The sequence below is a fragment of the Photobacterium sp. GB-50 genome, assembly GCF_003026755.1.
Lineage (GTDB): Bacteria > Pseudomonadota > Gammaproteobacteria > Enterobacterales > Vibrionaceae > Photobacterium.
In genome coordinates this window covers 221,015-247,248 of record NZ_PYNX01000001.1, presented here as the reverse complement: position 1 = coordinate 247,248, position 26,234 = coordinate 221,015, and the positions used below count along the sequence as shown (strand labels likewise).

12 protein-coding genes and 2 tRNA genes are annotated in these 26,234 nt (G+C 39.8%); 7 read left to right on the top strand and 7 right to left on the bottom strand.

Going from position 1 to position 26,234, the window contains the following annotated elements; genetic code table 11:
• Nucleotides 1–3: 3 nt before the first annotated feature.
• Both C9J41_RS01025 and mscM read right to left on the bottom strand, forming a co-directional pair.
• Nucleotides 4–11,370 carry an Ig-like domain-containing protein gene (locus C9J41_RS01025; RefSeq protein ID WP_233220374.1) on the bottom strand — a complete coding sequence of 3,789 codons (11,367 nt, stop codon included), beginning with the start codon at nucleotides 11,368–11,370 and terminating at the stop codon, nucleotides 4–6.
• A 319-nt stretch (nucleotides 11,371–11,689) separates the two neighbouring features.
• A complete protein-coding gene (mscM, locus tag C9J41_RS01020; RefSeq protein WP_107294106.1) occupies nucleotides 11,690–14,980 on the bottom strand; it encodes a miniconductance mechanosensitive channel MscM in 3,291 nt (1,096 codons plus the stop codon).
• A 223-nt stretch (nucleotides 14,981–15,203) separates the two neighbouring features.
• On the opposite strand from mscM, the gene C9J41_RS01015 reads away from it, so the two are divergent.
• From C9J41_RS01015 to C9J41_RS01005, 3 genes are all read left to right on the top strand, one after another.
• A tRNA-Ser gene (locus C9J41_RS01015) sits at nucleotides 15,204–15,291 on the top strand.
• A gap of 29 nt (nucleotides 15,292–15,320) precedes the next feature.
• Nucleotides 15,321–15,411: transfer RNA gene (locus C9J41_RS01010), tRNA-Ser, on the top strand.
• Between the two features lie 384 nt (nucleotides 15,412–15,795).
• Nucleotides 15,796–16,323 (top strand): hypothetical protein, encoded by a 528-nt coding sequence (locus tag C9J41_RS01005; protein WP_107290452.1) that lies wholly within the window; start codon nucleotides 15,796–15,798, stop codon nucleotides 16,321–16,323.
• A gap of 289 nt (nucleotides 16,324–16,612) precedes the next feature.
• Here C9J41_RS01005 and C9J41_RS01000 read toward each other — a convergent pair whose 3' ends face one another.
• From C9J41_RS01000 to C9J41_RS00990, 3 genes are all read right to left on the bottom strand, one after another.
• Complete coding sequence (locus C9J41_RS01000; protein ID WP_158259664.1) at nucleotides 16,613–17,422, bottom strand: S9 family peptidase; 810 nt, start codon at nucleotides 17,420–17,422, stop codon at nucleotides 16,613–16,615.
• Between the two features lie 216 nt (nucleotides 17,423–17,638).
• Nucleotides 17,639–18,865, bottom strand: coding sequence for an NRAMP family divalent metal transporter (locus C9J41_RS00995; RefSeq protein ID WP_199187004.1), 1,227 nt, complete (start codon nucleotides 18,863–18,865; stop codon nucleotides 17,639–17,641).
• A gap of 330 nt (nucleotides 18,866–19,195) precedes the next feature.
• Entirely contained in the window at nucleotides 19,196–19,807 is a 612-nt protein-coding gene (locus C9J41_RS00990; protein ID WP_107294104.1) for a LysE family translocator, read from the bottom strand.
• Between the two features lie 97 nt (nucleotides 19,808–19,904).
• Here C9J41_RS00990 and C9J41_RS00985 point away from each other — a divergent pair, with 97 nt between their 5' ends.
• Nucleotides 19,905–20,771: a LysR family transcriptional regulator gene (locus C9J41_RS00985; protein ID WP_107294177.1), complete on the top strand. Its 867-nt coding sequence runs from the start codon at nucleotides 19,905–19,907 to the stop codon at nucleotides 20,769–20,771.
• A 54-nt stretch (nucleotides 20,772–20,825) separates the two neighbouring features.
• On the opposite strand, the gene C9J41_RS00980 is transcribed toward C9J41_RS00985, so the two are convergent.
• Entirely contained in the window at nucleotides 20,826–21,620 is a 795-nt protein-coding gene (locus C9J41_RS00980; RefSeq protein ID WP_107205654.1) for a M48 family metallopeptidase, read from the bottom strand.
• A 515-nt stretch (nucleotides 21,621–22,135) separates the two neighbouring features.
• Between C9J41_RS00980 and yiaY the strand changes: the two genes are divergently transcribed.
• Nucleotides 22,136–23,284: an L-threonine dehydrogenase gene (yiaY, locus tag C9J41_RS00975; RefSeq protein WP_107259463.1), complete on the top strand. Its 1,149-nt coding sequence runs from the start codon at nucleotides 22,136–22,138 to the stop codon at nucleotides 23,282–23,284.
• Nucleotides 23,285–23,365: 81 nt separating this feature from the next.
• On the opposite strand, the gene cls is transcribed toward yiaY, so the two are convergent.
• Nucleotides 23,366–24,817, bottom strand: coding sequence for a cardiolipin synthase (gene cls / locus C9J41_RS00970; RefSeq protein ID WP_107245511.1), 1,452 nt, complete (start codon nucleotides 24,815–24,817; stop codon nucleotides 23,366–23,368).
• 288 nt (nucleotides 24,818–25,105) lie between these two features.
• Here cls and C9J41_RS00965 point away from each other — a divergent pair, with 288 nt between their 5' ends.
• Nucleotides 25,106–25,801 (top strand): TIGR01621 family pseudouridine synthase, encoded by a 696-nt coding sequence (locus tag C9J41_RS00965; protein ID WP_107245509.1) that lies wholly within the window; start codon nucleotides 25,106–25,108, stop codon nucleotides 25,799–25,801.
• Nucleotides 25,802–25,950: 149 nt separating this feature from the next.
• Complete coding sequence (locus tag C9J41_RS00960) at nucleotides 25,951–26,220, top strand: hypothetical protein (RefSeq protein ID WP_107205658.1); 270 nt, start codon at nucleotides 25,951–25,953, stop codon at nucleotides 26,218–26,220.
• Nucleotides 26,221–26,234 lie beyond the last annotated feature (14 nt).

Here is a 26,234-nt window from a genome sequence, read left to right as displayed (position 1 = left end):
TAATTATCCAGCGAGTAAATTATTATCATCTATCATTTTTTGTAATAGTTCAGCATCTGTTGTTGTACTTGCATCGTTACTATAAAGTGCATCTTTGTCTACGTTTTCTAACGTGATCTCTTGGCTAATATCTTCGCCATTTTCTTTAATATGTAATGTTACTGAACCGTTATTCTCCGTGATATCAATAAAGTTATCAGCAGATATTCCATCTGTAACGTTATTTAAAATAGCGCGTAAATCAATGTTGTCACTATTGGCTGTGACATCGAAATCTACAATGGTATCTTGTGCCGGACTAGAGCTAGTTCCTTGATCTTCGGCTTTGAATACAAAGCGATCATTACCGCTACCGCCCGTCATGTTATCGTTATTGGCAGTACCAATGATCACATCATCATTTGCAGTGCCGATAAGCGAATTATCATTTTTATCCGTGATACTAACGTCGATGGTTTGCGTGACACCTGCAGCCGTTTGTCCATCCAGAGTTGAAATTGGCTCAATAGAAAGAGAGAAATCTTGCTCACTATTAGCAGTCATCGTCAGATCGGCAATTTCGTCAAATGCGACTTCCCAACCATTTCCTTTCGCTTGGCCTGCTGAGAATGCGAAATCACTAGGGTAACCTGTGATAATAATACTCCCTTGCTCATTAGGCGCAGGATTAAACATTGATAGCTCAAGATTTAGCGCAATCGTCGTTTCGGTTTTAGCTATAACGCTGTTGTACTGAAGATTAAGCTCTGGCGCATCAGGCATAGGTGCAAGAGTTAAACTGATATTCTTCTCAACAGTTTGACCATAATGCGTAATTTCTGAGCCTAAAATAGTATCGGTATCAATACTGCTGGCTTTGAGTGTGATAGTAATGTCGCCAAAAGCATCACCGCTAAATAGGGTTAATTGGTCTAAGGTAGTGCTATTTACTATTGCAGTCGCAAGCCATATATCACCACTTTTAATGATACTTATCTCTTGATCACCGATTTGAATTTTATCTAGGCCTGCTAACTGAGTTTGCTCAGCTGCACTAAAGATCACTTCTAAGAATAATGTTTCATTACTATTGGTTTCGGTACTTTCAATATCGACTGGAATCGTGAAGCTTTCACCTTCATCGCCCGATAGGCTCTCTGGTACACCAATAAATTGAATATCATCACCAATAGGATTGACGCCAATAATAACTTCAGAGGTCGATGTTATTATTTCCGTTGTACCAATTTCGTTCGTGATCGCATCCAACTTCAATGTGATATCACCACTGAAATCTGTGGGTGGACGAATATAGATACTATCGGCTTGCGCAATATCAAAGCTCCATGATTTTCCAGTATTAGGCAATTGGATAAAGGTCGTGCCACCGTCTGGTGAATAGAACATCACGGCACCATTAGGAACGCCGGATAGATTCAGTGAAATGGTTTCAGAGCCGTCATCATCGTATAAGATTGCGCCTAATCCAACGATATGAATGTAGCCATCTTCATCACCTTGCTCGGTGATGGTATTCGGCATGGTGGCGATATCAGTCACAGGCTCAACGTTAATAATCACAGAAGAGGTTTTGGTCTGAGTATCCGTTTGCGATGATGAATCGGATTTATCGGTGATGTTGGTATCAACAGTAATGGTTAAATCGCCGCTGTAGTTATGAGGCGGCTTTAAAAGCAATTCGTCTAAACGACTTGGATCCAGTACTTGCCAACTACCATCGGGGTTCTGGGCTACTATCGCAGGATCGCCAATCAATTCACCACCAGGTGCTAAGGTGATTGTCATCCAGTTGATGGTTTCTTTACCAGTCGCAGAAGTACCTTCACCCGTGATGGTTTGTCCGTTACTTACACTATCGCCTAACAGCACCGTTAAGTTAATTGCGGTTGCGGTATCTTCTATAATACTGGTGGTATCTGTTGTTGTAATGATGTTATCAACAACCGGAACAACGTCAATTTTGATATGTTGTGTGGTGGTGGATTTTGTACCATTACAGGTAGAGGTTTGAGTGATCGTGATCGGAATATCTAAAGATCCAGCCCAAGCTTCATCTAATCCAATGAATGTCATATTGGAAAGACCATTTTCTGTGATGGTGTAACCAATAATTTCACCCGCATCGTTATATTCGGTAATGATACCGCTAAAGTCGGGAGTATTTTTGTTACTTATAATTTCAACATTGTCAGGTAAGTCATTAACGTCAATAAAAAAGGAGAGGGCGATTTCTGGGTTATTATCAATATCGCCATTTAGTAGACCTGATGAATTAATATCTTCGCCTTCTTTAGCAATAATCATATCACCTTGAATTTTATCTGGCGCTTCGGTCGGAGGACATGAACCTCCACCTCCTGTTTTACCTGTGATCTGGATCTGAACGGGTGCTTCTAAAAAGCGAGAATCGTTGCCGTCAACCACACGAGCTTTAACCACAAGATCAATCACCTGTGTATTAAAGCTAGCGCTTACGGTTGCTCCAGCTAACAGATCTTGCATTGCTTCTTTAATGCTAGCGCTTGTTAAGCCCGTTGCGGGAATAATCCAGTTACCACTACCGTCAATATGGGCACCGTTAGGGTGATCGATGATGAGATTAATGCCATCAGGTACTTCGATCACGATGTAATCTAGATATTCTGAGCCATCAAGATCTTCATCGATAAAGTGAACCGCATTGGTTAAATCAATAGGGATATCACCGGTACTACTTAACAGATCTTCTGTAGATTCTAAGCGCGTATCGGTTTCAACGACCCCTGCAACATCAACTTGGATAATGGCATTGATGTTTTTACTCGCTGTTTGTCCGGAAGTTGACGTATCCGTTACTTCATAATTAATCTTGATATCAAAAATGCCACTGAGATCTTCATCAGCATGAATGGTCACGCGACCACTGTTAATAAATTCAGCCCATGATTGGTTGCCTTTATAGTTAGCAAGATCGAGCCCATTAGCAGGAATAATAACTTCTATACCGTCAATAAATAGGGTTAACCCATCAGGTACATTGGTAATTTTATAACCTGTCAGCGTTTCACTGTTGTCGCTATCTTTTCTGATGGTCGGTTCAACTAAAAATGAGATAGGTTGATCTTCAAAACCAGTGTTTTGCAATATTTGCAATATAGGGCGACCTTCCTTATCTATCTCATTTTTCTCATCAACAGCAGGCAAGACTTCAATATCCACCTTGTAGTTAAATTCACCACTCGCACCGTCGGGCTCGGTAGAAATTACAATAACATCAAATGTTAAGTTGCCACTCATGTCTTCAGGGGTGGATAAATACGTCGATGTTAATTGATCGGATGTGATCCGATAGATCAGCCCAGTTGAAGCATCCTTACCGACAATTTCAAGGTTTAAAGGCTTGCCATGAAAATCGATAAACTTCACACCGTCAGGCAAGTTGGTGATTAAGATGGTTATCTCTTCTGATTTATCGTTATCACTGGTGGTAATTAAAAAATCGAGCGGTAATGGCTTATCTTCATCAAAACCATTAATGCCTTTGAGCGTGCCCTTAAAGCCAGTGGTGTTATCTGTGCTACTAGCAATGTATTGCCAATGCCCATTACCGCCGTCTGTAATGTCTGGGCGGTCAATGGTGCCTTTTAAGTTAATGGAAATAGTCTTTGTCGCACCCTCTGTACTGGTAGCAGAGGTGAGTCCGTTAATAGCGGCTTCAGTAGATATAGCCGTTACTTCAATAGTGAGTTTTTCAGTGTGTGAACTGATATCAGCTTTTGGATGAAGCTGTGCTTGACCATTTTCAATATATTCTGCACTCACAATATAGATGCCAGATCCGGCAGGCTCTTCTACCGCATCGCCACCTTGAATTGACCAACCATCTTGCACTTTAATTCGGTAACTTAGGCTTTCAGAACCATCGTTATCAGCTAATTTACCAATAATGGCCTTACTGAGATCAATAGGCTGATCTTCATGGCCTTTAAGGTTTTTAACCGAGAGTTTTGGCGCATCCGCTTCAGGAATAATATTTACTGTGACAAGACGTTGCGATTCTTCTGTTCGATCGGTACTTTTATCAAGGAACTGATTGCCTTTTTCTGTGCTGAGCGCAGTAATGGTGAAGGTAAATGTGCCTGCTGAGTGTTTATCAGAAAATATCTTCACATCATTAATTTGATCAGCGATAATGATTTTGCCGTCGCTAATGATGGTGTTACCCAGTTTGAGTGTAATGCCGTCTGGGATCCCTGAAATTCGGTATTTAAGGGTTTCTGAACCATCGGTGTCTTGTAGATCCGCCGCAACATTGAGTTGAATGCCATTACTATCATCTTCGACTGCGGTGTACTCGTAATCTTTAGCCTCGTCCCAAATTGCGGCATCAGCATCAGGTAGCACCTTGATAGTGAGATCTTTGGTCAGTGTTTTATCTTGGTTATTGGTTGATATCGTCGCTGTTATTTTAAGCACAACTGTATCTTGTTGATTAAGCGCAGTATCAGGTGCAGGTTTATAAGTAAGATCACCGTTTGGCTTGTAGAAATCACCTTCACTAATAAAGTCGCTAAGGGTAATTACGCCATTTGTTGCCGTTAGCAAATTGCCATCTAAATACAGCTGTCCACCCGCTAATGAGCTTTCACTGATTGTGATAGTGCTAAGTGATTCATTCTGGTCAATATCACCAAGGAATACTTGAATCGTGAGTGGGTTACTCATACTGTCTTCAAGTGTCTGCTCTGCATTCACCTCAATACGACCAGGATCATCTGCAAATGATAGTTTCTTGGTTCTTACCGCAGTGTCACCATCGCTGTCTTTAACGGTGTAGCTGAACTCATCACTGATCTCGCCACTACTTTCCTTACTGGCAATCGTCTTAATGATGACAGTGCCATCTGAATTAACAGCGATAGTGCCATATTTAGTGTGTGGGTCCGTTTGAGTATTTATTAAATCAATTGGATTACCGTCTGCTGGATACTCTTTGCCACGATACTTGATACTGACGACCTCACCACCATCAGCACCAGTAACGCCTCTAGATAATAGGCGTAGTGTCTTATCAACACCTTCAAAAACAGCAAGTTGTTCATCAGGACCTGCAACAGGGATATCGTCAGTAACTGTCACTTCAAAAGGAGTGGTGGCTGATTTATCACCATCTACGTCTGTGGCAATGGCGCCAAACTCTAAATTAAGCACACCTTGACTTGATGATGACGGACGGTCAATCGCTTCGAAAAGCTCAAATTGCACGGTACCATCTAGATTGACTTTAATACGGAAAATATCATTACCGTTTGCTGTTGCGTTATACCAACCGTTCGCATCTGCTGCGCTAAGTGTGATGTTTTCACCACCACTGGTATAGTTTTGACTATTAAACTGCGCAGTATCTAGCTGCACGGAAGCAAGCGCATCACTACTTTGGTTAAAGCTGAGTGTTGGTGCTGACGTGGTTGATGCATCAACGGCTAAATTATCATCCAGTAAGTCATTTTCGTGAACGTTAAGGTTACTGTTGACGGTAATGCTCGGCACTAAGCCATCTAAAATACTCACCGTTACGTTTGATGTGCTCGAGCTGCCATCACTGTCTTTCACTTCAACGGGCAGTAATAAATTAAGTTCGGTATCGTTGCCATTGGTATGGTCGATAGACTCATTAAGCGTCACTGTGATTGTTGCATTTGCTGCACTACCCGATGGAACTGCACCAATATCTGATAAATGAACAGAAAAGATCACTGTGCCATCAGGTAATGATGCGTTATAGGTGTTACTGCCATCAAATTGCCAAGTTAATGCTTGTCCTTGGTAGGTGATGTTATTGCCATCACTACTTTTCACCGTACCCGATAAAACAAGATTTAAATCGACGATAGGATCTTGTCCTGCGGTTACTGTGATTGTGGCGTCTGCTTGGTTTGAACTACCTGCTGGTGAAGAAGCACTCATCGGCGTTTCTGATATTTCTATTGACGTTGTATTAATAACAGGGGCACTACCATCAACAATGACAACATCGATAGCAGTTTGGTTAATATCTCCATCGTTGTCTTTAATAAAGACCGGAATAGAAATAGTTAATTCATCGTTTACGCTGGTTTGATCCAGTGCCTGATGCAGGGTAAAAACATAGTCAACGGTTGAGTTTGCTTCTGCATCTGGGCGAGAAGATAAGCTTATTTCAAAGACTTTACCTGAGCTTGTTCTTGCTTCAATAGTTTGATTATCATTAGAGATCACATAAGAAATCGCTTTTCCACCACTGGTTAAACCGGTTGGTAGTTGGCTTAAATCAAAATACAGTGGACTTTGCTCTGTGGTGCCATTTAAACCATCACTACCAATGGTGACGGTGATCGTGCCTGTTTGTTGCAATGGTTGATTGGGTTGATTAGGTTGATTTGACGGATTAGATAGATCCGTTTCTTTAAACTCTAATTGCCCAGATGCGGCTAATACTGGATTCGCGCCATCTTCGATAACCCAATCAAATTTCCCTGTTGGAGTAGCAGTACCATCACTGTCAACGGCATCAATAAACAGAGGTAGGGTGATAGCATCAGCTAAACTTTGTTGATTGAGAGGGAAGTGTTGTACCAAGGTGACAGTACCCGTCGCGTTATCGCCTGAGGCGGTTGCCGATAAACTCAAGGTAAAAATAGTGTCGCCACCCGCTTTGGCGGTGATTGTTTTACCATCGGCGCTGACGGTATAACTAAGCGATGCTGTTGAGATACCAGAATACAAATTTAGTGCTTCAAGTGCCGTTATTGTCTGGGAATTAAATGTTAGGCTACTTGGATCAGGATTATCTGCTCCAGCTTGTACAGTAAACTCACCCTTGTAGGTAGCGCTTCCAGCTGAAATCACACTTTCAACCGTCTTTGCATTATCATCGAGTATGACATTGGCAAGACCATCTTTAACTGAAATTGTAAGGCTTGCATTGTTCTCGTATTGATCTTTATCTGAAGCGACGTAATCAATGAAAAGGTTGATATCACCTTGGCTATGATTAAGATTGCGATTGGCGGTAAATGTCCATTCGCCATCACTATTGATGGTGAACTTTCCTTCAGGAAGATCAAAGGTAACCGATGTGTTATTCAGTGCCTTTGTCTCTCCATTAATAGTGATACTTTTAACGAGAAGAGAAGCATCCACATCCACATCATTGGTTAGCACATTACCTGTAACAACGTTGCCTTCAATAACGTCACTCGTATCATCGACAATCTCAGGTGCGGCATCTTGAATATTGATCTCGATTGGCATGATGACAGTTTCACTCGTACCATCATTATCCGTTTGAATACCGTCAATGAAGATCACTGTTTCAGTATTAGGGTTGCCGGGGGAGTGATCAATGGCAGCACTTAATGTTGTTTTTACTGTTTGAGTGCTAGGGTCAATAACCGCAGTGAGTACGGTTGTGGTGGCTGTTTGTACGGTTAGCGTTAAGCCGTCAGCAGAAATAGTAACGGTAACGTCTTTACCATTAGAAGTTAACTGTTCTAAAGCACTCTGCGCTGCGCCGAAAGTAAATTCGGCGAATTCAATATTAATCGTTGAGCTTGATTCAATTGAAGATTCCGTTTCAAGCGCTTTTTCAGAGAAAGTCATATCGCTTGAGCTCGCGAATGTGGGCATATCGTCACTGGCAGTATTACCTGCAGCGTCTGTAACTGTGGCGATCATCTGCCAAGTTTGCTGTGGATCTAATTGAGATAATTCAATGTTATCTATACGCCAATTGCCTGAGTTATCTACTGATGTTGTCAGAGATACAGTATCTACTCCGTCACTAAAGGTAACGGTTATCTTATCGCCAGCTTGGGTACCTGTTGTTGAACCTTGCAAGTAAGGTACTTGACCATTTTTTAATGCCGAGACATTTAAGCCTCCTTGCTGGTAACTGCTTGTATCAATATCAATAGTAAGTACTGACGTATCTTTGATGATGGTATTGCTTGTTTCTTTAGTATTACCTGCGATATCAATCACTTCTGTGGTAACGGTTAATTCGCCTTCAGAAAAAGCTGATAAATCAACATCATCAATTTGCCATGCACCATTGATAACCGAAGTGGACAGGGTGAGAGTTTTACCATTGTTATCAGTTACTTTTACTGTGACTGGTTGATTATCTTCAACAAAATCAACGTCACCAAACAGAGTGGTTTTAGCATCGATTTCAGCTTTATTTAAAAAGCTATCGCCATTAGCTTCAAAGTTCGCCGTGATTTCAGCAAGGGTATCTTTGGTAATGGTATTAGTGGCCGAGGTTGTATTACCTGCAATATCGGTCGCTGTGGTCGTAACGGTGAGTTGACCTTCAGCGAGTGTCGTGAGATCGGCGTCATTTACTGTCCACTTTCCGTTATTTACCGTCGTGGTATAAATTTTTTCAGTACCATTGCTATCTGTGATGGTAATAGAAACGGTTTGTCCGTCTTCTATATTTTCAACAGCGCCAAATAAATCGGTTATGGGGGTTTCAACGAGGTTGAGGTATTCATCACCTTTACCATCAACGCTGGTCGTAATATTTGCCGCAGTATCTTTGATGATAGTGTTGGTAGCAGAGGCTGGGTTGCCCGCAATATCAGTAGTTTCAGCGAGAACGGTTATTTCACCGTCTGTTAAATTGGTTAAGTCGGCATTGTTAACTGTCCATTTACCTGCGCTAACAGTACCTTCAAAGGTTTTCTCTAAGCCTTGGCTGTCAGTGACGGTAATAGTCACGGTTTGTCCATCTTCAATATTGGCGATAGTGCCAAACAGCTCAGTCGTTGAGATTTCGGCTTGATTAAGGAAGCGATCACCGTTGCCTTCAAAATCCGCCGTAATAGTCGCTAAGGTATCTTTGATGATGGTGTCTGTGGCTGATACTTGGTTACCTGCAAGATCAACAGTAGCAGCGATGACAGTGAGCTCACCTTCGCTAAGTCCTGTTAAGTCAGCATTATCAACTGTCCAATTACCATTAATGACGGTGGTGGTATAGATTTTTTCTAATCCGTTACTATCGGTGATGGTAATGGTAATGAACTGTCCATCTTCGACATTTTCGATCTTACCCAATAAATTGGTAACTGGAATTTCAACGCGGTTGAGATACTCATCGCCTTTACCATCAAAATCGGCGCTAATACCAGTGAATGTGTCTTTGGTAATAGTGTTGGAAGCAGACGATGTGTTACCAGCAAGATCAACTGTTTCAGCATTGACTGTCAGTTCACCTTCAGCGAAATCGGTTAAGTCGGCATCTTCTATTGTCCATTTGCCATCAATCACAGTGGTTTCGAACGACTTTTCTAGGCCGTTACTGTCGGTGACTTTAATTGCAACGGTTTGACCATCTTCAACATTGGATACCGAGCCAAAAAGATCGGTCACAGAGATTTCATCACGATTAAGATACTCATCCCCCTTACCATCAAAGTTAGCCGTAATGGTAGAAAGGGTATCTTTGATAATGGTGTTGGTGGTAGACGCTGGGTTGCCTGCAACATCAATAACTTCAGCAGTAACGGTTAACTCGCCCTCTGCAAGTGCAGATAAATCAACATCATCAATTTGCCATGCACCGCTTATGACTGTAGTGGTCAGGGTGAGAGTTTTACCATTGCTATCTGTTACTTTTACTGTGACTGGTTGGTTGTCTTCAACAAAATCAATGTCACCAAACAGAGTGGTTTTAGCGTCGATTTCGGCTTTATTTAAAAAGCTATCGCCATTAGCTTCAAAGCTCGCTGTAATGTTAGCAAGGGTATCTTTGATTATGGTGTTAGTGGCTGATGTTATATTACCTGCAATATCGGTGGCTGTGGTCGTAACGGTGAGTTGACCTTCAGCAAGCGATGTTAGATCGGCGTCATTTACTGTCCATTTACCATTATTAACAGTGGCGGTGTAAATTTTCTCGGCACCGCTGCTATCTGCGATAGCAATAGTCACTGTTTGTCCGTCTTCTATATTTTCAACAGCGCCAAATAAATCGGTTATGGGTGTTTCAACGGCGTTGAGGTACGCATCGCCTTTACCATCAACGCTGGTCGTAACATTTGCCGCAGTATCTTTGATAATAGTGTTGGTTGCAGAGGCTGGGTTGCCCGCAATATCGGTAGTTTCAGCGAGAATGGTTAGTTCACCGTCTGCTAAATCGGTTAAGTCGGCATTACTAACTGTCCATTTCCCAGCGCTAACAGTACTTTCAAAGGTTTTCTCTAAGCCTTGGCTGTCAGTAACAGTAATAGTAACGGTTTGTCCATCTTCAATATTCGCGATACTGCCAAATAGCTCAGTCGTTGAGACTTCGGCTTGATTGAGGAAGCGATCACCGTTGCCGTCAAAATCAGTCGTAATAGTGGCTAAGGTATCTTTGATGATGGTGCTGGTGGCGGAAGCAGGATTTCCCGCAATATCGACGGTTTCTGCTAGAACAGTGAGTTCACCTTCAGCAAGAGAAGAAAGATCAGCATTATTTATTTGCCAAGCAGCCGCATCATCATTGGCGGTTTCAAAGCGTAGTGTTTTACCTTGGCTATCGGTTATGGTGATAAATATTGGTTGATCATTTTCAACAAAATTTATCTCACCGAATAAATCACTATTTGTAATTTCAGATAGGTTTAAGTAATTATCACCTTTACCGTCAATTTTTGCGTTTATTTCAGCAAAGGTATCTTTGATTGTTGTGTCTTTGGCATCAACAACATTGCCGTAGAAGTCAGTAACAGAGGCATAAATAGAAAGCTCACCTTCAGCAAGAGAGCTCAAGTCTTGATGATTAACTATCCATTTTTGATTTTGTACGACTGCACTGGCAGTGAATACTTTGCCGTTAATATCTGTCACAGTAACGATAACTATTCTGCCATCTTCAATATCAATAGCGTCGCCCAGTAGTACCGCAGAAGGTGTTTCAAATCGGCTTTTATAACCATCGTTACCATCAATAATGGAGGCTGATAACGTCGCAGAAGCTTTAAGAGATGGGATAGCATCTGCAACAGATTCATTTTCTGTTTTTTGAATGGATGCTATTGAACGAGTACTAAATCCCGCTTTGGGTAAGGTTTCAGCTAATGTGGCTTTTATCTGAGAAATAAAAGAAGCGCTGTTGCTTGATAATGGCTCTTGGCCAATATTGGTATCAAGAAAAAACTGGGTACGATGCGAAGAGCTCTCGATAACAGGGGCATCATCTTGGTGGGTTTGTGTTTTTAAAATGTCATTGATGTAGGCTCTTTCTTTGATGAAAGGAATCGACTGATCGATAATTTCTGAAGCTGGAATTTGAACCCATTCGCCTGACTCTGTAATTTTCCAGATAATACCTTCAATAACAACATACATCATTGGCTTCATCCTTGACCCCTGTCTTTTTATTCTTCTTGTAAAATCGGTATTTCGATGAAATTTTGTATCATAAAGCTATTGATACAAATATCCATATTAGAGTTAAAAACTTTTTAAAAACATTAAATTAACATAATAGTTTTATCAGTAACTGTTTTTTGTGATCTTAGTTCATGATTTTTCGCTAAAAGGTAATATGATTGTTATTATGTTGTTCTGTTTTAACAGATATATTAAGAGGGTTCTAAAAGGGAAGTGAAACGAGAGTGGTTCTTAATATACGTACTGCTATCGGTTTAATAGCAGTACGTGAAGATATGATTAAATGTTATTTGCCACTGGCGGGATGAAATTGCTGGCCTTTCATTGTTACTTCTAACTGCGGCGATGCTATATCAATATGATTTTTAATGAATTTGTTCTTAATTCGGCAGTGGAGATCATGGGTTAAGCTTAAGCGATGCCCCGTTTCTGCGGCATAAGCACGCAATTCAAATTGTTGGCAATTAGCGGTTAAACCTAAGAAGAATACTTCAGGTGCTGGATTATCGAGTACCAGTTCACATTCCTCTGCCGCCTCAAATAATAATTGTGTTACTAGCTCAGGATCGGCTTTAAATTTCACATTGATTGAAAGATTTACTCGAGTTATCGCATCGGATAATGACCAGTTAATAAATTGCTCAGTAACAAAAGCTTTATTAGGCACGATTACTTCTTTTCTATCCCAGTCTACAATCGTCGTTGCGCGGGTTTTTATTTTCGCGACTACACCCGTGAGCTCACGGATCGTTACCGTATCACCAATACGAATTGGTTTTTCAAACAAGATAATTAAGCCAGAAATAAAGTTGGCAAATATTTCCTGCATACCAAAACCAATACCAACACCAAGGGCTGCGACTAGCCATTGCATCTTGCTCCAGTCAAAACCAATTAATGCCGAGCCAACAATAATCCCGATGAAAATAGCTAAATAGCGAGTAACAGAAGTTATCGCATAACCCGTACCTGGGCTTAAATCAAGATGCTGCAGAATAAGCAGTTCCATAGCACCGGGTAAATCGCGTGCCAAAATAACCGTTAAACCAAAAGCAAATACCGCCAGTAAAACACTTTGTAATGTAATGGTATGTAGCTCTTCAATACCGTTGATGGTATTGGTTACATCCCATAACGTAACACCTTCTAATAGTGACGTTGCTTGATAAAAATCGGAAAACAACCAACTTAAAATAAACAGATAAATCAGTGATAATAGCGAGCGTAATAAACGTAATGATTGAGCACTGATTTTATCTAAGTCTACTTTCGGCTCTTCAATGTCAATGCTGAGATCGTTACTAACGTGGTGTTCGTCTTTATCTTCCAACATTTCTGCTTGACGCTGAGCAATGATTTCTTGGCGTTTTGCTTTTGCGCGTTCAAATGCTAATCGACGTTTTTGTATTAACATCAATCTTTTTATTAAGAAGTACACCAGTAAGACGACAACACCAATCACGGCACCTTGCTGAATACGTAGCATGATGGTTTGTGATGTGGCTAAGTATCCATTGAGTGCCGCATAGTTGAGTACCTGTGGGGTAATGATGAGTACCCACCAAAAGATATGGTGTCCAATATGGGCTTTTCCTTCAGGCAAATCACCATAGGTCATTGGCATCTTGAGTTTCCACAATCGCCAATGGAAAAAACTGATAGCGATATTAGAAATAATAAAAGCTAATCGTCCAAGGGTAGCCGTTGTATCGAGTTCACTTGTTAGCATAGTGAATTGCTGCAAGATAAGTGCTGGAATAAACACCATCATTAAGCGTCGATAATTATCTAATGCTTTATTCGTAATTTCTTCAGACCAACCAAAGTGACTGATGAAAAGTCCATCTTTGCGGCATAACTCTCGAATGAAAAAGAACACAACCAGTGCATAAGGTAGCGATAGGGCTTGGCCTAAATGGAAAATAAAGGGTAACTGCCAAGCAAGGCTTAAAGTATAACCAACAACAAATATGATCAGAGGGATTGGCCATGCCAGAAGGAAGGCTATCGCAACATTGGTATAGCTATAACGGAATTTATCTTCAGTGACACGGTTAATTCGTTTGCTGGTTTTTTCTAAATAAAGTACCCAATGCTTTTTGGCAAAATATAGAAATGCAAGCAGTGAAGCAATGACAAATATACTAGCAAACAATGAGTAAGGGCTAATAAAGTGCGGGACTTTAACAAGACCTATCCATTGTGTTGGAGAAAAGAACCATTTGATTTTTTCACCCATTTGCTTGATGACATCAAAGCTGAGTGGGTTAGTATTGGGTGCCCAAAAAAGTAATTTTGCTGATTCATTTTTAATCTTGATCAGCATGCTATTTAGGCGATCGAAAATAACTTTAAGCTTGGCTTGTTGGTAAATTAACGTTTCAGACGCTTTATTAATATCACTATATAGTTTGAGGTTATCTTGTATCAGCGCGTGTAAACGATCAATTTGTTGCGGTGATAGATTACTGGTACTGATCTTTTCTTTGTTATTTTTAAGTAAATCAGACTGTTGTTGATAATCATAAAGTCGAATTTGATTACGGGCGACATCACGATTAAGTTTATCAATCGGTGGATTTGACGGTAAACTTTGTAATCGGTTACGAAGGTTCTCACTAATAATTGGGCTTATTTTAAGCCAATCAGCCATGACTCTTAATGCATCTGCTGTTTGTGTGGTTTCAGTAATTTGCTCATTGGTTGTACTAATAGACTGCTGTGTTTGCTCAATATTAGACGTCAGCGCTGCTAGCTCAGAAGACAAATGCTTGTTTAATGTTAACTGCTGTTTAATCACTTCTGGCTGGTTTTGAATATCAGCTTGTAGCTCTTCATTTTGCTCATCATTTTCAGAAACGTTAGAGCGTAAAACACGATTAAGTGTATTTTGTAAGTTATTACGATATGCCTGATGTGCTTCAATTTGTAAGTTTTCATATTGCAGATTTAATTTTGCTAACGCACGACGATTACCTGCACTTAGCTGTTCAGCTTCCAGCATAAATAAATGACTAGTCGTATATTGCTCGGCGATTTGGAGCAGCATGATAGCTTCTGTGTTATTGCCCCGTTGCGCTTGAGATAGCTCTTTAGTGATACTTTGTTTTTGTGTTCTTAACTTATTGGTTTGATATGAGAAATCGTCAATACCATGCTCAATTTCAATTAAAATATTGCGGTATGACTGGCGTGCTATTTCTAGTTGGATCAGCTTGGTATCTTGCTCTGCAATTTCTAATGTTAGCTGGTCGTGATCCCAGTCGTTAGATGCTGGAAATTCTGTCGCGCTAAAATTCGCTATTTGATCTTGAACTCTTGCCTTATCTTCTGGATAGGAGTTCATTAACTTTTCATAACTACGTATTGCTTGATTAAAGTTTTTAGTTTTCTCAAGCTGGTTTTCCGCTGTTTGATAGGCAGAAAGCTGTTTGATTATTTCAGGCGTTTTTTGTTGAGCTTCAAGCTGACTGATCTTGTTGGCAATAATGTGTTGGTGTGATGCATTCTCTTCAGCAGATAGTGGGGTGGAAATGAGAAAGAATAAGAAGAGATAAAAAAATGAGAAAAATCGCATAAAAAACCTGTAATTGAGTACTACGGATGCATAAACAGCAAGGTATATCAGCGTTATGTTACAGTAATTGAAATTGATGAAAAACAATAGATTGGTATGAGAATAGACCTAATTGATCTATAAGTCGGCGAATGAATAAGAGAACAGGAAAATACCTTGACCGATATCGCATAAGTGATTACATTAGCCGCCGTTGAAACGCATAGCGATTCAGCAACAATGTGGTGAGGTGTCCGAGTGGCTGAAGGAGCACGCCTGGAAAGTGTGTATACGGCAACGTATCGAGGGTTCGAATCCCTCCCTCACCGCCATTTCTTATTTAATAAGAGATGACAATTTAGGAGAGATGGCTGAGTGGTTGAAAGCACCGGTCTTGAAAACCGGCATACGTTTATAGCGTATCTAGGGTTCAAATCCCTATCTCTCCGCCATATTTAGAAAAAGCCGCTGGTTAATCCTCAGCGGCTTTTTTGCATCTGAAAGAATGAATATATTTTTCTAGACTTATACCCATATTAGAAGGATTCAAATCCTCTAATACCTATAACTTCTCCATCATATTAAAGAAGGCTGCTGAGTTTGACTCAGCAGCCTTTTTAAGTTGGGTCATTTGTATTGTTAAAGCAGGGCAAATTCTCTAAGGAGAATTTAGTACATTTCTTGTTTTCTACATCTTTAAAAAACACTTTGAAATAAAAAATAGCAATCAACCTAATGATAACTATGAGTTAAATAGAATATTATCGCGTAATTTATGAGTGTTTTTTTGCCTATAGCGTAAGAATACTGATTTGTAATTTGATAAAGGATACATTGTGAAGTTCATAAGAACGCTATTAAAAGTAACTCTTGTAATTATTTTAATCTCAATATTAAGTGGCGTGAGTTACTACTTTTACAATGAGAATGAGCAGCGAAAGAAAGATGAGGTTGAGTTAAGTTATGCTACCGATAAAGACTGGGTATGGCATGACTTATATGAACGTATTCAGATTCGTGAGGTAGACGGTAAGAGTATTCTTAGAAAGGTCAATATGAATAAGGGATACGTAATTCATGTTTATAAGAACAAAGATTATAGTCTCAGTGCGTTTGCATTGTTTGTTACGTCATGTAATGCGAATAAGGAAATTGAAACATCCGCTAAATTTTCAGATGGCACACCGAAAAAATTAAAATGTAATGAGAAGGGGGACGGGTTACTGTATTCGGTAAAATGGAATAACAGTGACACAGACTTTACTTGGGAAGAGAATTTAGGTGGTTTTTCACTGAGAGAAAATTTCACATACTGGGATTTCAGCAAACTAGATCAAGAAGTAACTTTGGCGAAAGCTGAGTAAACAGCTAGAAATAAAATAAACAGGACGTTTACTTGTAGAGCATTTTTCATAGAAAAGAAGTGATTCTGTAGTTTTAATCATTTTGGCTAGTAAATGTTTATAGTCGAATTTATCGTTACTTTTTCTAATATTTACTTGTAAAAATAGAGCGAGTTTCTAAATAATTTCTGCTCATATTTGAGTTTGCTTATAGAGTCCTATGGCGTTGGTTTTGTGTCACCCAACAATATTAAAGAAAGCCGCTAAGTTAACCCTTAGCGGCTTTTTTACGTTTGGCGTAAATGGAGCCTTATAAACGCGAATTTAGCCAATTGGCTGTTATTTCTAGTAGCTCTTTACTTTGATGCGCCTGTGGATCAAAGACATTAAAGATATGATCACCATCTTTAATGATAACAGCTGTAGCGTCTTTACTGCCTGATGCGGTGATCAGTGTATTCGCATTTTTCCAAGGTAAAACGGTATCGTTAGTACCTGAAATCGCTAATAGAGAACCTGTAAATTGCTTCATCAATGTGAGTGATTGTTGTGCCTTTAATTGTTCAAACCATGTTAGGTTCACTTTAAATGGTGAACGCCAATCATATTTAATTAATGCGTAACCATTCTTTTTTGCCTCATCATAGTATTGCTTAAAAAAGGTTTTCATTGGCGCAATGCCATTACCAACAGCTGGAGACCAGACAGCGAGTGATTTAATGTTGGGCTCTTCGATGACCAATAATTGTGAAATTAATGCGCCTTGGCTAAAGCCGATAACTCCAATACGATGCTTATCTATTTGTGGGTTAGCTTGAAGGTAGTTAAAAGCGGTCTGTCCATCGAGAACAGCAGAAGATAAAGAGTATGCTAAGTCTGATGTTTTACTGTCGCCACTGCCTGCAAAATCGAGACGAATAGATGCAATACCTAATGCTTCTAATTTTTCACTGAGAGATTTATATAAATTACCCACTTCATCTTTTTGTGTCCCTGTTCCATGGAGCATGATCACTGCAGGTATCTGTTCATCTATTTTCTTATCAGGTACCGAGAAGATAGCTGGAATATCATAGCTGCCATTATGTAGAGAGATTTGCTGAGCGTCGGCAAGGGCCATATTAGAAAAACTTAATAGTAACGAAGGGATGATATATTTTTTAAACATGATTAAAGATTAAAAATGAATGATATATTGGTTATTCTAAATTGATTTAGTTTATCTATCTGACAATAAAGTTAAAAATCAGATGTCTATTACAAATCATGAGTCATAAAAAGCAGAAAGGTCTAGCGCCATCACTAGACCTTTATTGGGTTGAACCCAGTATTGGGCTTATCCCATAAACTTTGTCATAAAGTTGCTGATATTTGAAAGGCTAGCCGCAGCCATTACCACCACAATCAATACACCTGTAACGGTTAGATACATTGGATGCTTGTAATCACCGACGATGTCTTTGCGGCGAGTAGCGGCAAGTACCATGGCTAATACCACTGGCAGAATAATACTGTTAATAAGACCGGCTAACATCAGCAGTAGAATAGGCATGTTCATGGTCACGGTGCCAAGGCTGGTGATGATAATAAAACCCACACACCATGCTTTTTCATTGCGCGCAACCACAGGGAATAGGGTTTTAATTAGCGAGATTGCCATGTAAGAGTTACCAACCACCGAGGTAATTGAAGCAACAAATAACACCAAACCAAAGATAAAATAACCTATGTCACCTGCACCTTGACGGAACGCATCGGCGGCTGGGTTTGAGGTCTCTAATACCGCACCTGTTGCAATCACGCCAAATACTGCTAAGAACAGCAGAATACGAATAACAACAGCGATGGAAATGCCAGCCCATGCTGCTTTTTCAATTACGCTTACGTTTTCTTTACCTTGCAAGCCAACATCAACTAAGCGCTGCGCCCCTGTGTAGTAACCACCGACAGCACCACCAACAATGGTTAACGTTGGCAGTAATAGGTTACTCATATCTGTTGGTATCACTGCCGCTTTTAGTGTTTCACCCATAGGTGGAAGGCTAGTCATTGCCACATAAGCAATCAGCACAATCATAAACAAGCCAAGGTAGCGCGCCATTTGATCCATGCGTTTTGAGGCATTATGAACGACAAACAGTAAACAACCGACAACACCTGTGAACAATGCGCCCCATGTCGTATCGACACCTGTCAGAACATTGATACCTAATGCTGCACCACTGACGTTACCGAAGTTAAACGCCACTGCACCAAGCGCAAGTAGAATACCAACAACATAGCCCATCCCCGGGGTAACACGATTCGCAATGTCTTGGATACGTAAGCCAGATACACCCACAATGCGCCACAAGTTCATCACAATACCGAAGGTGATAAACATGGATGCAAAAACAGGAAATGCCATGTCGATTTTATAGATGTTAGTAAAAACAGCAGTTTGGGTTAAAAATCCCGGACCAACAGAGGTCGTAGCCATTAGGAAAGCTACACTTAAAATTGCTTTGTTTTGCCAAGAAGTGTCTTGAGTACTGGTAGGTGCTGCAGAAGTCATCGTTGTCATGTTGATCTCTAAAATGTTGTCTCTCTCTTTATATAGAAAAAAGAAAGACAACTGACCGAGATCAGCTGACTCAAAGAAAAGAAAAAAAACGTAAAAACAGATAGTTACGAAATGTAATCGTTTGCTTCGACGCGGATATTAGTGACATGAGGTAAAGCTGTCAACGAAAAATTAGAATAAAAATTAGATTTTACTTATTTGTGCGATATTTATTTTCGTAAGGAATGTTTAGTGAGAACTTTTCACTAAGTCAGTTAGATTTTGTCGAAATATTGGAAGCGATAAAGAGAAAGTCGCTGAATGATGATCAGCGACGTTGAGTTTGAAGCGTTAAGATTTTAATGCCAGTACAGTACCGAAGGTAACCAGTCCTACGCCACAGAGTTGGTTTAGTCGTTTCTTCATATTCAATAAACGTGTTTGCAGTGCTTTTGATGTAAATAGGATCGCAACAAGGCTAAACCATAAACAGTGCATCGCAATCATGTAACCACCATATAACAAGGCAATGTGGTTATCGCTTGCGTCTGTCGATACTACTTGGCTAAACACGCTTAAGAAAAACAGCATGGTTTTAGGATTTAACGCGTTACAAAGAAAGCCTTGTGCTAGAAAGTGTTGGCTACTTTTACTCGGCTTAGTTGCACCTTGTAGATCGGTTTTGTTGTCAGAAAAAAAGATCCCATTTATCCCTAAATAAATTAGATAGGCAGCACCTGCATAGCGAATGGCATTAAATAGCATTTCATTTTGTGAGATAAGGTAACTGATCCCCAATAATGAGTAAGAAATGTGTATGGTGATCGCAAGGCTAATACCGATTGCAGTCCAGATCCCCGCGTAACGTCCGTGATTGAGGCTGTTTTTTAACACTAATACGAAGTCAGCACCGGGACTTATTACAATCAATAATCCCAAAATAACTAAGCTAATTAGTTCCATTTGTCTCTCCAGCAAGTTTTTATGGCGATATTGTATGTGTGCGATGGCTATGTTTAAATCGAAAATAAGTGAAATAACATGTGAGAAAAATTCACAGATGAGACATCTTAAAGCTTTTCATGTATTCGATGTAGCAGCGTCGTGTTCTAGTTTTAGTGAAGCGGCACAGCAATTGAACATTACGCATGGTGCAGTGAGCAAACAGATCAAGACGCTAGAAACGTATTTAGGCGTTGCGCTTTTTTATAAAAAAGGGCGTAACGTCTTTTTAACGCAGGAAGGTGAAAAGTTAAAAGTGTCTACCCGTCAAGTATTTAACGTATTGGAAAACACTGTCAATGAGTTGCGACAGTCAAGGCTTCATACGTTAGAGGTGTCATGTGAGCCAACATTAACCATGCGTTGGTTAATGCCTCGATTAAGTGGCTTTTATGAATCGTCAGGTATTGATGTGCGTTTATCGACAGCTGGTGGTGCTGTGCAATTAGGGATAAATGGCTTATCGCTTGCGATACGTCGTGATGATTTTGAGTGTCATCGTGATTACTACAAAACGTCCTTAGTTGAAGAGTGGGTGGGGCCTGTTTTCTCGCCAGATTATTGGGAAAAAGTGAAGCACGATCTAGGCAGTATCACGACGATTCATAGTGCAACTCGAGCTAGCGCATGGAAAAACTGGCAGCAAATGAGCGGTACAGCAACTGATTTTACTCACCACTCGCAGCAGACATTTGGTCATTTTTATTTTTGTATTCAAGCGGCTATTGATGGACTAGGGGCTGCAATGGGGTCATATCCTTTTGTTATGGATGACATCAAACGAGGTGTGTTGGTCGCGCCATTTGGTTTTGTGCCGTCGGGGTGTGATTATATTCTGATGAGTGATAAAGCACATTTAGTCGGTGAAGAAAAACAGTTTGCTGATTGGTTAGTGGATAATTTATCGCAGGCTATACCGAAGTGATAAAATGAATAAAGCCGCAATTTAAAACGGCTTTTAGCTATGGCAACGATTTTGTTAGGCTTCACGAGCGATTAGAGTCGATTTCTGATCACCAAGCTGATAGTTATTAATCGCGATAACACGTTTTGTCATACGTGGATGGCTTGATGTAATTTCTTGTAAAAAGCCAAACACGGCAGGCACACCCAGCTCTTGTTGTACAAAACTGTCGTTATTGGTCGCAGTCACCAGTTCGCGGCTTCCAGATGCCAGCGTGATGAGGGCATTAATGCTGGCGGATTTATTATTAATTATTTCAGCAGCAATGCGATCACAGGTCAATTCACACGCACGACTATAAGCTGAACCTAAGAAAGGGATAAACATTGCTGGTTTCATTAATAAGTTAATCCAGAAATTTACGTGACCTGCAGCATGGTGAGCAAGTTCATGAGCAATGACAAAACGCAGTTGATCTTGTTTTTTCTCTTCCCATAATAAATCAACTAAATCGCTAAACAGTAGCGTGTATTTACGAGATAGAAATTTCACCGCTAATGCATTGGTTAAACCATGAGAATTTACAATAAACATTTCAGGCTTTTCTTTCATATCTAGCGCAGTGGCTATTTCGTCAGCCATATTATTTAAGTTTGCATATTGGTTTTTATTAACGTGAACGGCATTACCAAAAATACTAGCTTGAAAGAATTTACTTGATAGCCAAATAAAGAATGCGACTGGAATAAGAAAAATAAGAATACTAAAAAATGTGCCTAGTAATAATCCAACCCAAATTAATCCACCAATAATAATGCATAACATTTTATAAAGATGTTCTTTAGGATGACGTAACGAAGAAACGTTCATTAAATAATTCCTTTTATCAGTTAATTAAAATCATAAATAGGAAAAATAGTGCAATTAAGAGTAATGACAGGCAAATGTAAGAGTATAAAAGTGCGATGCACATAATGAAAAAATAATGTTATTTCTTTTTGGTATTTCTTGTTGTAACTAGGTGGCTTAATTGTTCTTTTTGTTACTAAGTTAATGTTTTTAAGGCTATATCATGATTGATTCGACTTTTCATCGGGATATGTCACATTAATTATAAAGTCTTGCCATTTATTTTTTATTTTGTTTCTTTATTGAAAATATAAATTTCATCTAATAGATAATAAAAATCAAATAATGAGACCTTTATCAATTTAAAAATTTATCTTTATTATGACGTGATCTTGTTTGTTTTAGATCAAATAAATAAATCATTAAGTAGGTAAAACAATAGTAAAAAGATATTTGATTATTCTTGTGTTATTTACGAAAGCATTTTTTAACAGAGTGTTTTGGTAATTAATATTATTTAAATTAAGGTAAATATTATGAGCAGTGCATTCTATATTCCTACTGTGAACTTTATGGGCGCAGGCTGTTTAACTCAAGCGGCTGATGCGATTAAATCTCACGGCTTTAAAAAAGCACTCATTGTTACCGATAAAGTATTGAACCAAATTGGTGTGGTTACTCAAGTGGCTGTATTGCTCACTGAGCGTGATATTGACTCTGTGGTATACGATGGCACCCAACCCAACCCAACCATTAAAAACGTTGATGAAGGTTTAGCGTTACTAAAAGAAAACCAATGTGATTTTGTAATTTCATTGGGCGGTGGTTCGCCTCATGACTGCGCGAAAGGTATTGCGCTATTGGCTGCCAACGGTGGTCAAATCGGTGACTACGAAGGTGTTGATCGTTCTGCAAAAGCACAGTTACCTGTGGTTGCGATTAACACCACAGCGGGTACTGCATCGGAGATGACCCGTTTCTGTATCATTACTGATGAAGAGCGTCATATTAAGATGGCGATTGTCGACAAGAACACCACGCCGTTAATGTCAGTCAATGATCCTCAACTTATGTTAGCGAAACCTGCATCACTAACCGCTGCAACAGGGATGGATGCATTAACTCACGCTATCGAAGCGTATGTTTCAACAGCCGCGACACCAATTACTGATGCTGTGGCGATTAAAGCGATTGAGTTAATTCAACAAAACCTACGTACCGCAGTGAAAGAAGGTCAAAACCTTAATGCTCGTGAGCAAATGGCGTATGCGCAGTTCATGGCAGGTATGGCATTTAACAACGCGTCACTTGGTTATGTACATGCGATGGCGCACCAGTTAGGCGGTTACTACAATCTTCCTCATGGTGTATGTAATGCGATATTACTACCGCATGTTCAGCGTTATAACGCACAAGTATCATCTGAGCGTTTACGTGATGTTGCTAAAGCAATGGGTGTTGATGTTGAAGGCATGACAGCAGAGCAGGGCGCTAATGCGGCACTTGAAGCGATTGTGGCGCTATCTAAAGATGTTGGCATTCCACTCGGTTTAAAAGAACTGGGTGTGAAAGAAGAAGATATCGCATTATTGGCTGATAATGCATTGAAAGATGCTTGTGGTTTCACTAACCCTAAACAGGCAACCCATGAAGAGATTTCACAGATCTTTATGGCTGCAATGTAATTGCTAAAGTACTGAGATAATAAAAAGGCAATCAGATGATTGCCTTTTTTAATGGTTAACTTTTATACAAGCTTAATTGCGTTAAAGCAGTGGGCTAAACATATAGAAAAAGCGCTCGATAAATTTATTCTTCATGGAACGTTTACTCCATTGTTCACGATCGATTTCGTCGGAATCAGCAATATAACGTTGTTGTAATTGGCTGAGCTCTTGGGTGAAAACGATATTATCGACCGCCATTGTCACTTCAAAATTAAGCCATAAGCTTCGCATATCAAGATTTACAGTGCCAATTAAGCAATGGCTATCATCAATAACTACTGATTTTGTGTGTAACAACCCGCCGTGGAAACGATGGATATGTACTCCAGATTCAAGTAAATCACTAAAGAATGATCGGCTTGCCCATTCCACCATTATCGAATCATTTTTACGCGGAATAACAATATGTACTGCAATACCACGATCAGCTGCTCCTTTCATGGCATGCAGTAAATGTTCACTCGGCACGAAGTAAGGGGTTGTGATAACGACAGATTTTTGTGCTTGGTAAATACTTAGTAGCAACGCTTGGTGAATAATATCATCGGGCATACCTGGCCCTGATGGTATGACTTGTACTGTGTCTTTGTGCGCAGTATCAAAGGTACAGGAAGGCAGTGGGGGTAAAAAGCGTTTCCCTGTTTCTACCTCCCAGTCCCATGCTTGAATACAATTTAAAACCGAGACGGTAGGGCCTGAAATTCGCACCATGACATCGACCCATTGACCCACGCCCGCATCGACTTTAAAGAATGCAGGATCGACTAAGTTCATAGAGCCTGTATAAGCAATATGATCATCTACCACGACAATTTTACGGTGTAGACGTAAATCAAGACGACGGAAGAACATCCTAAACGGTGATACTGCTAGGGCCTCAACTAATTCGATGCCAGCACCACGCATTAACTTAGGCCAATGTGAACGAAAGAAGCGCATACTGCCCGCAGAATCAAGTAACAAGCGAATTCTAACACCACGTTTAGCCGCTTGAATTAAAGCAACGCCCACTTCATCAGCAAGCCCACCAGGATTCCAGATATAAAATTCAAGGTGGATTGAGTGTTGTGCATTATTTATGTCCTTAACCAATGAGCGTAAAATTTCTTGTGGCGATGATTGCAAGGAAAGATCATTACCAATAAGCCCAGGTATACCTAAGCGATTTTCACATAAATCACTGATCGGCTTAGCAACAAGGCTCATTTCCTGAGGTTGATGTCCTGGACAATCATTGAGTTGTTTAAACCAATTAGCAAAAGGCAAAAACATTTCACGTGCACGCTCAGCTCGCTTTTTACCAAGATTTAATTCACCAAATAATAAATATGCAATTACCCCACCGATAGGTACGATGTAAATGATCATCATCCACGCTAGTGATACTCCAACTACACGACGTTTAAATACGACGCGAACAGTAACCGATGCGATGAGTAACCAATAGGCGAAAACGCCAATCCACGTTAAGACTTGATAAAATTGTTCCATCAAATGACTTCATTGCTTTAATAATACGTTATAGATATATAGTGCATTGAAAAGTGAAAAAAACCTAGTATTTAGGGTGTTTATTAACAAAAATTGGGTGAGATATCAGTTTTTAACTGTTTAATTAAATATATAAATTGGACCAAATATTAATTATTGAAAATTATAAAGAGAAGCATTTATTAGATAGAGATATACCATTTTTCTCCGGTGTTAATTTCACCCCCTGACTTTTCCTTTGATATTGTGCTGGTATACTCGCTCGCTCTTTTGTTGTAAGGCTGCCCTATGTTTACTCTTATTTACCAACACCCTGATTTTTTAGTTATTGATAAGCATCCAGGTATCAGTGTTCATAAAGATGACAATGATCAGCCGTTACTCGCAGCTGTTGCTGAACACACCGGCGATGAAAAGCTGTATTTGATCCATCGTCTAGACAAAATGACATCAGGTTTACTTCTGCTTGGACGTAATAAAGAAGCGGCATCGATCCTATCTTCAAATTTTGCTGAGCGGGTGGTCGAAAAGTTTTATGTAGCAATAGGCACCAAAAAGCCAAAGAAAAAACAAGGTGTGGTGATTGGTGATATGACTCGCTCACGTCGCAGTAGTTGGAAATTAGAAAGTACGAAGGAAAATCCAGCCATTACTCAGTTTTTCTCAACAGCTGCAGGTGAAGGACGACGTTTATTTCTCTGTAAGCCGCATACAGGAAAAACGCATCAGATCCGTGTTGCATTACGTAGTGTGGGTTCTGGTATTACTGGCGATGATATTTATGGCACTGAAACGTCAGATCGTGGTTACTTACATGCTTATGCACTGTCTTTTCCTTATAAGGGCGAAACACAGCGTTTTATTTGTCCACCAACAGACGGTAAATTGTGGCAAGTCGCTGAGACACAACAGGCGTTAAGCGATTGGAATCAGCCATGGCAATTAGAGTGGCCAACATTAGCTTATAAAAAGGCGAGTGTATAAATCTTTGTATGGATGCTGTGTTTTTCTGCAGTTTATTTAGAACTGTAGAAATCCTCAGCAACTAGCATCAGCACATATTCTTGGTGCTATAACTATCAATAAGCTTAACGTATAATGGCTGTCTAGGATCACCTAGCAAGAGAAAAAACATGCGTATTGTCCGCTCACGAGCTCATAGAAAACAACGTCGTAATCAACGCCAACTTCGACATTGTCGGTATCGGGCTCAGCAGTTTTTTCAATTAAAGTATGCTACGTTTTATTTCCCTTACCTCCCTGAATTAAAACAGACTAACGATGGTATTTTTCAATTATCATCGCATTTAATTTACCGTAATTATCCTGCATTTATACCGCATTGTTTACCTAAAAAAATCACTACTTCAGTGTTGCCAACGGCTCTATTATTAGCGGCTTGAGTAATATAAGACAT

Excerpts from the sequence above, each read along its gene's own strand:
- C9J41_RS01025 (WP_233220374.1), bottom strand. The coding sequence starts at position 11,370 with ATGAAGCCAATGATGTATGTTGTTATTGAAGGTATTATCTGGAAAATT.
- mscM (WP_107294106.1), bottom strand. The coding sequence starts at position 14,980 with ATGCGATTTTTCTCATTTTTTTATCTCTTCTTATTCTTTCTCATTTCC.
- C9J41_RS01000 (WP_158259664.1), bottom strand. The coding sequence starts at position 17,422 with ATGGCCCTTGCCGACGCTCAGCAAATCTCTCTACATAATGGCAGCTAT.
- C9J41_RS00995 (WP_199187004.1), bottom strand. The coding sequence starts at position 18,865 with ATGACAACGATGACTTCTGCAGCACCTACCAGTACTCAAGACACTTCT.
- C9J41_RS00990 (WP_107294104.1), bottom strand. The coding sequence starts at position 19,807 with ATGGAACTAATTAGCTTAGTTATTTTGGGATTATTGATTGTAATAAGT.
- C9J41_RS00985 (WP_107294177.1), top strand. The coding sequence starts at position 19,905 with ATGAGACATCTTAAAGCTTTTCATGTATTCGATGTAGCAGCGTCGTGT.
- C9J41_RS00980 (WP_107205654.1), bottom strand. The coding sequence starts at position 21,620 with ATGAACGTTTCTTCGTTACGTCATCCTAAAGAACATCTTTATAAAATG.
- yiaY (WP_107259463.1), top strand. The coding sequence starts at position 22,136 with ATGAGCAGTGCATTCTATATTCCTACTGTGAACTTTATGGGCGCAGGC.
- cls (WP_107245511.1), bottom strand. The coding sequence starts at position 24,817 with ATGGAACAATTTTATCAAGTCTTAACGTGGATTGGCGTTTTCGCCTAT.
- C9J41_RS00965 (WP_107245509.1), top strand. The coding sequence starts at position 25,106 with ATGTTTACTCTTATTTACCAACACCCTGATTTTTTAGTTATTGATAAG.
- C9J41_RS00960 (WP_107205658.1), top strand. The coding sequence starts at position 25,951 with ATGCGTATTGTCCGCTCACGAGCTCATAGAAAACAACGTCGTAATCAA.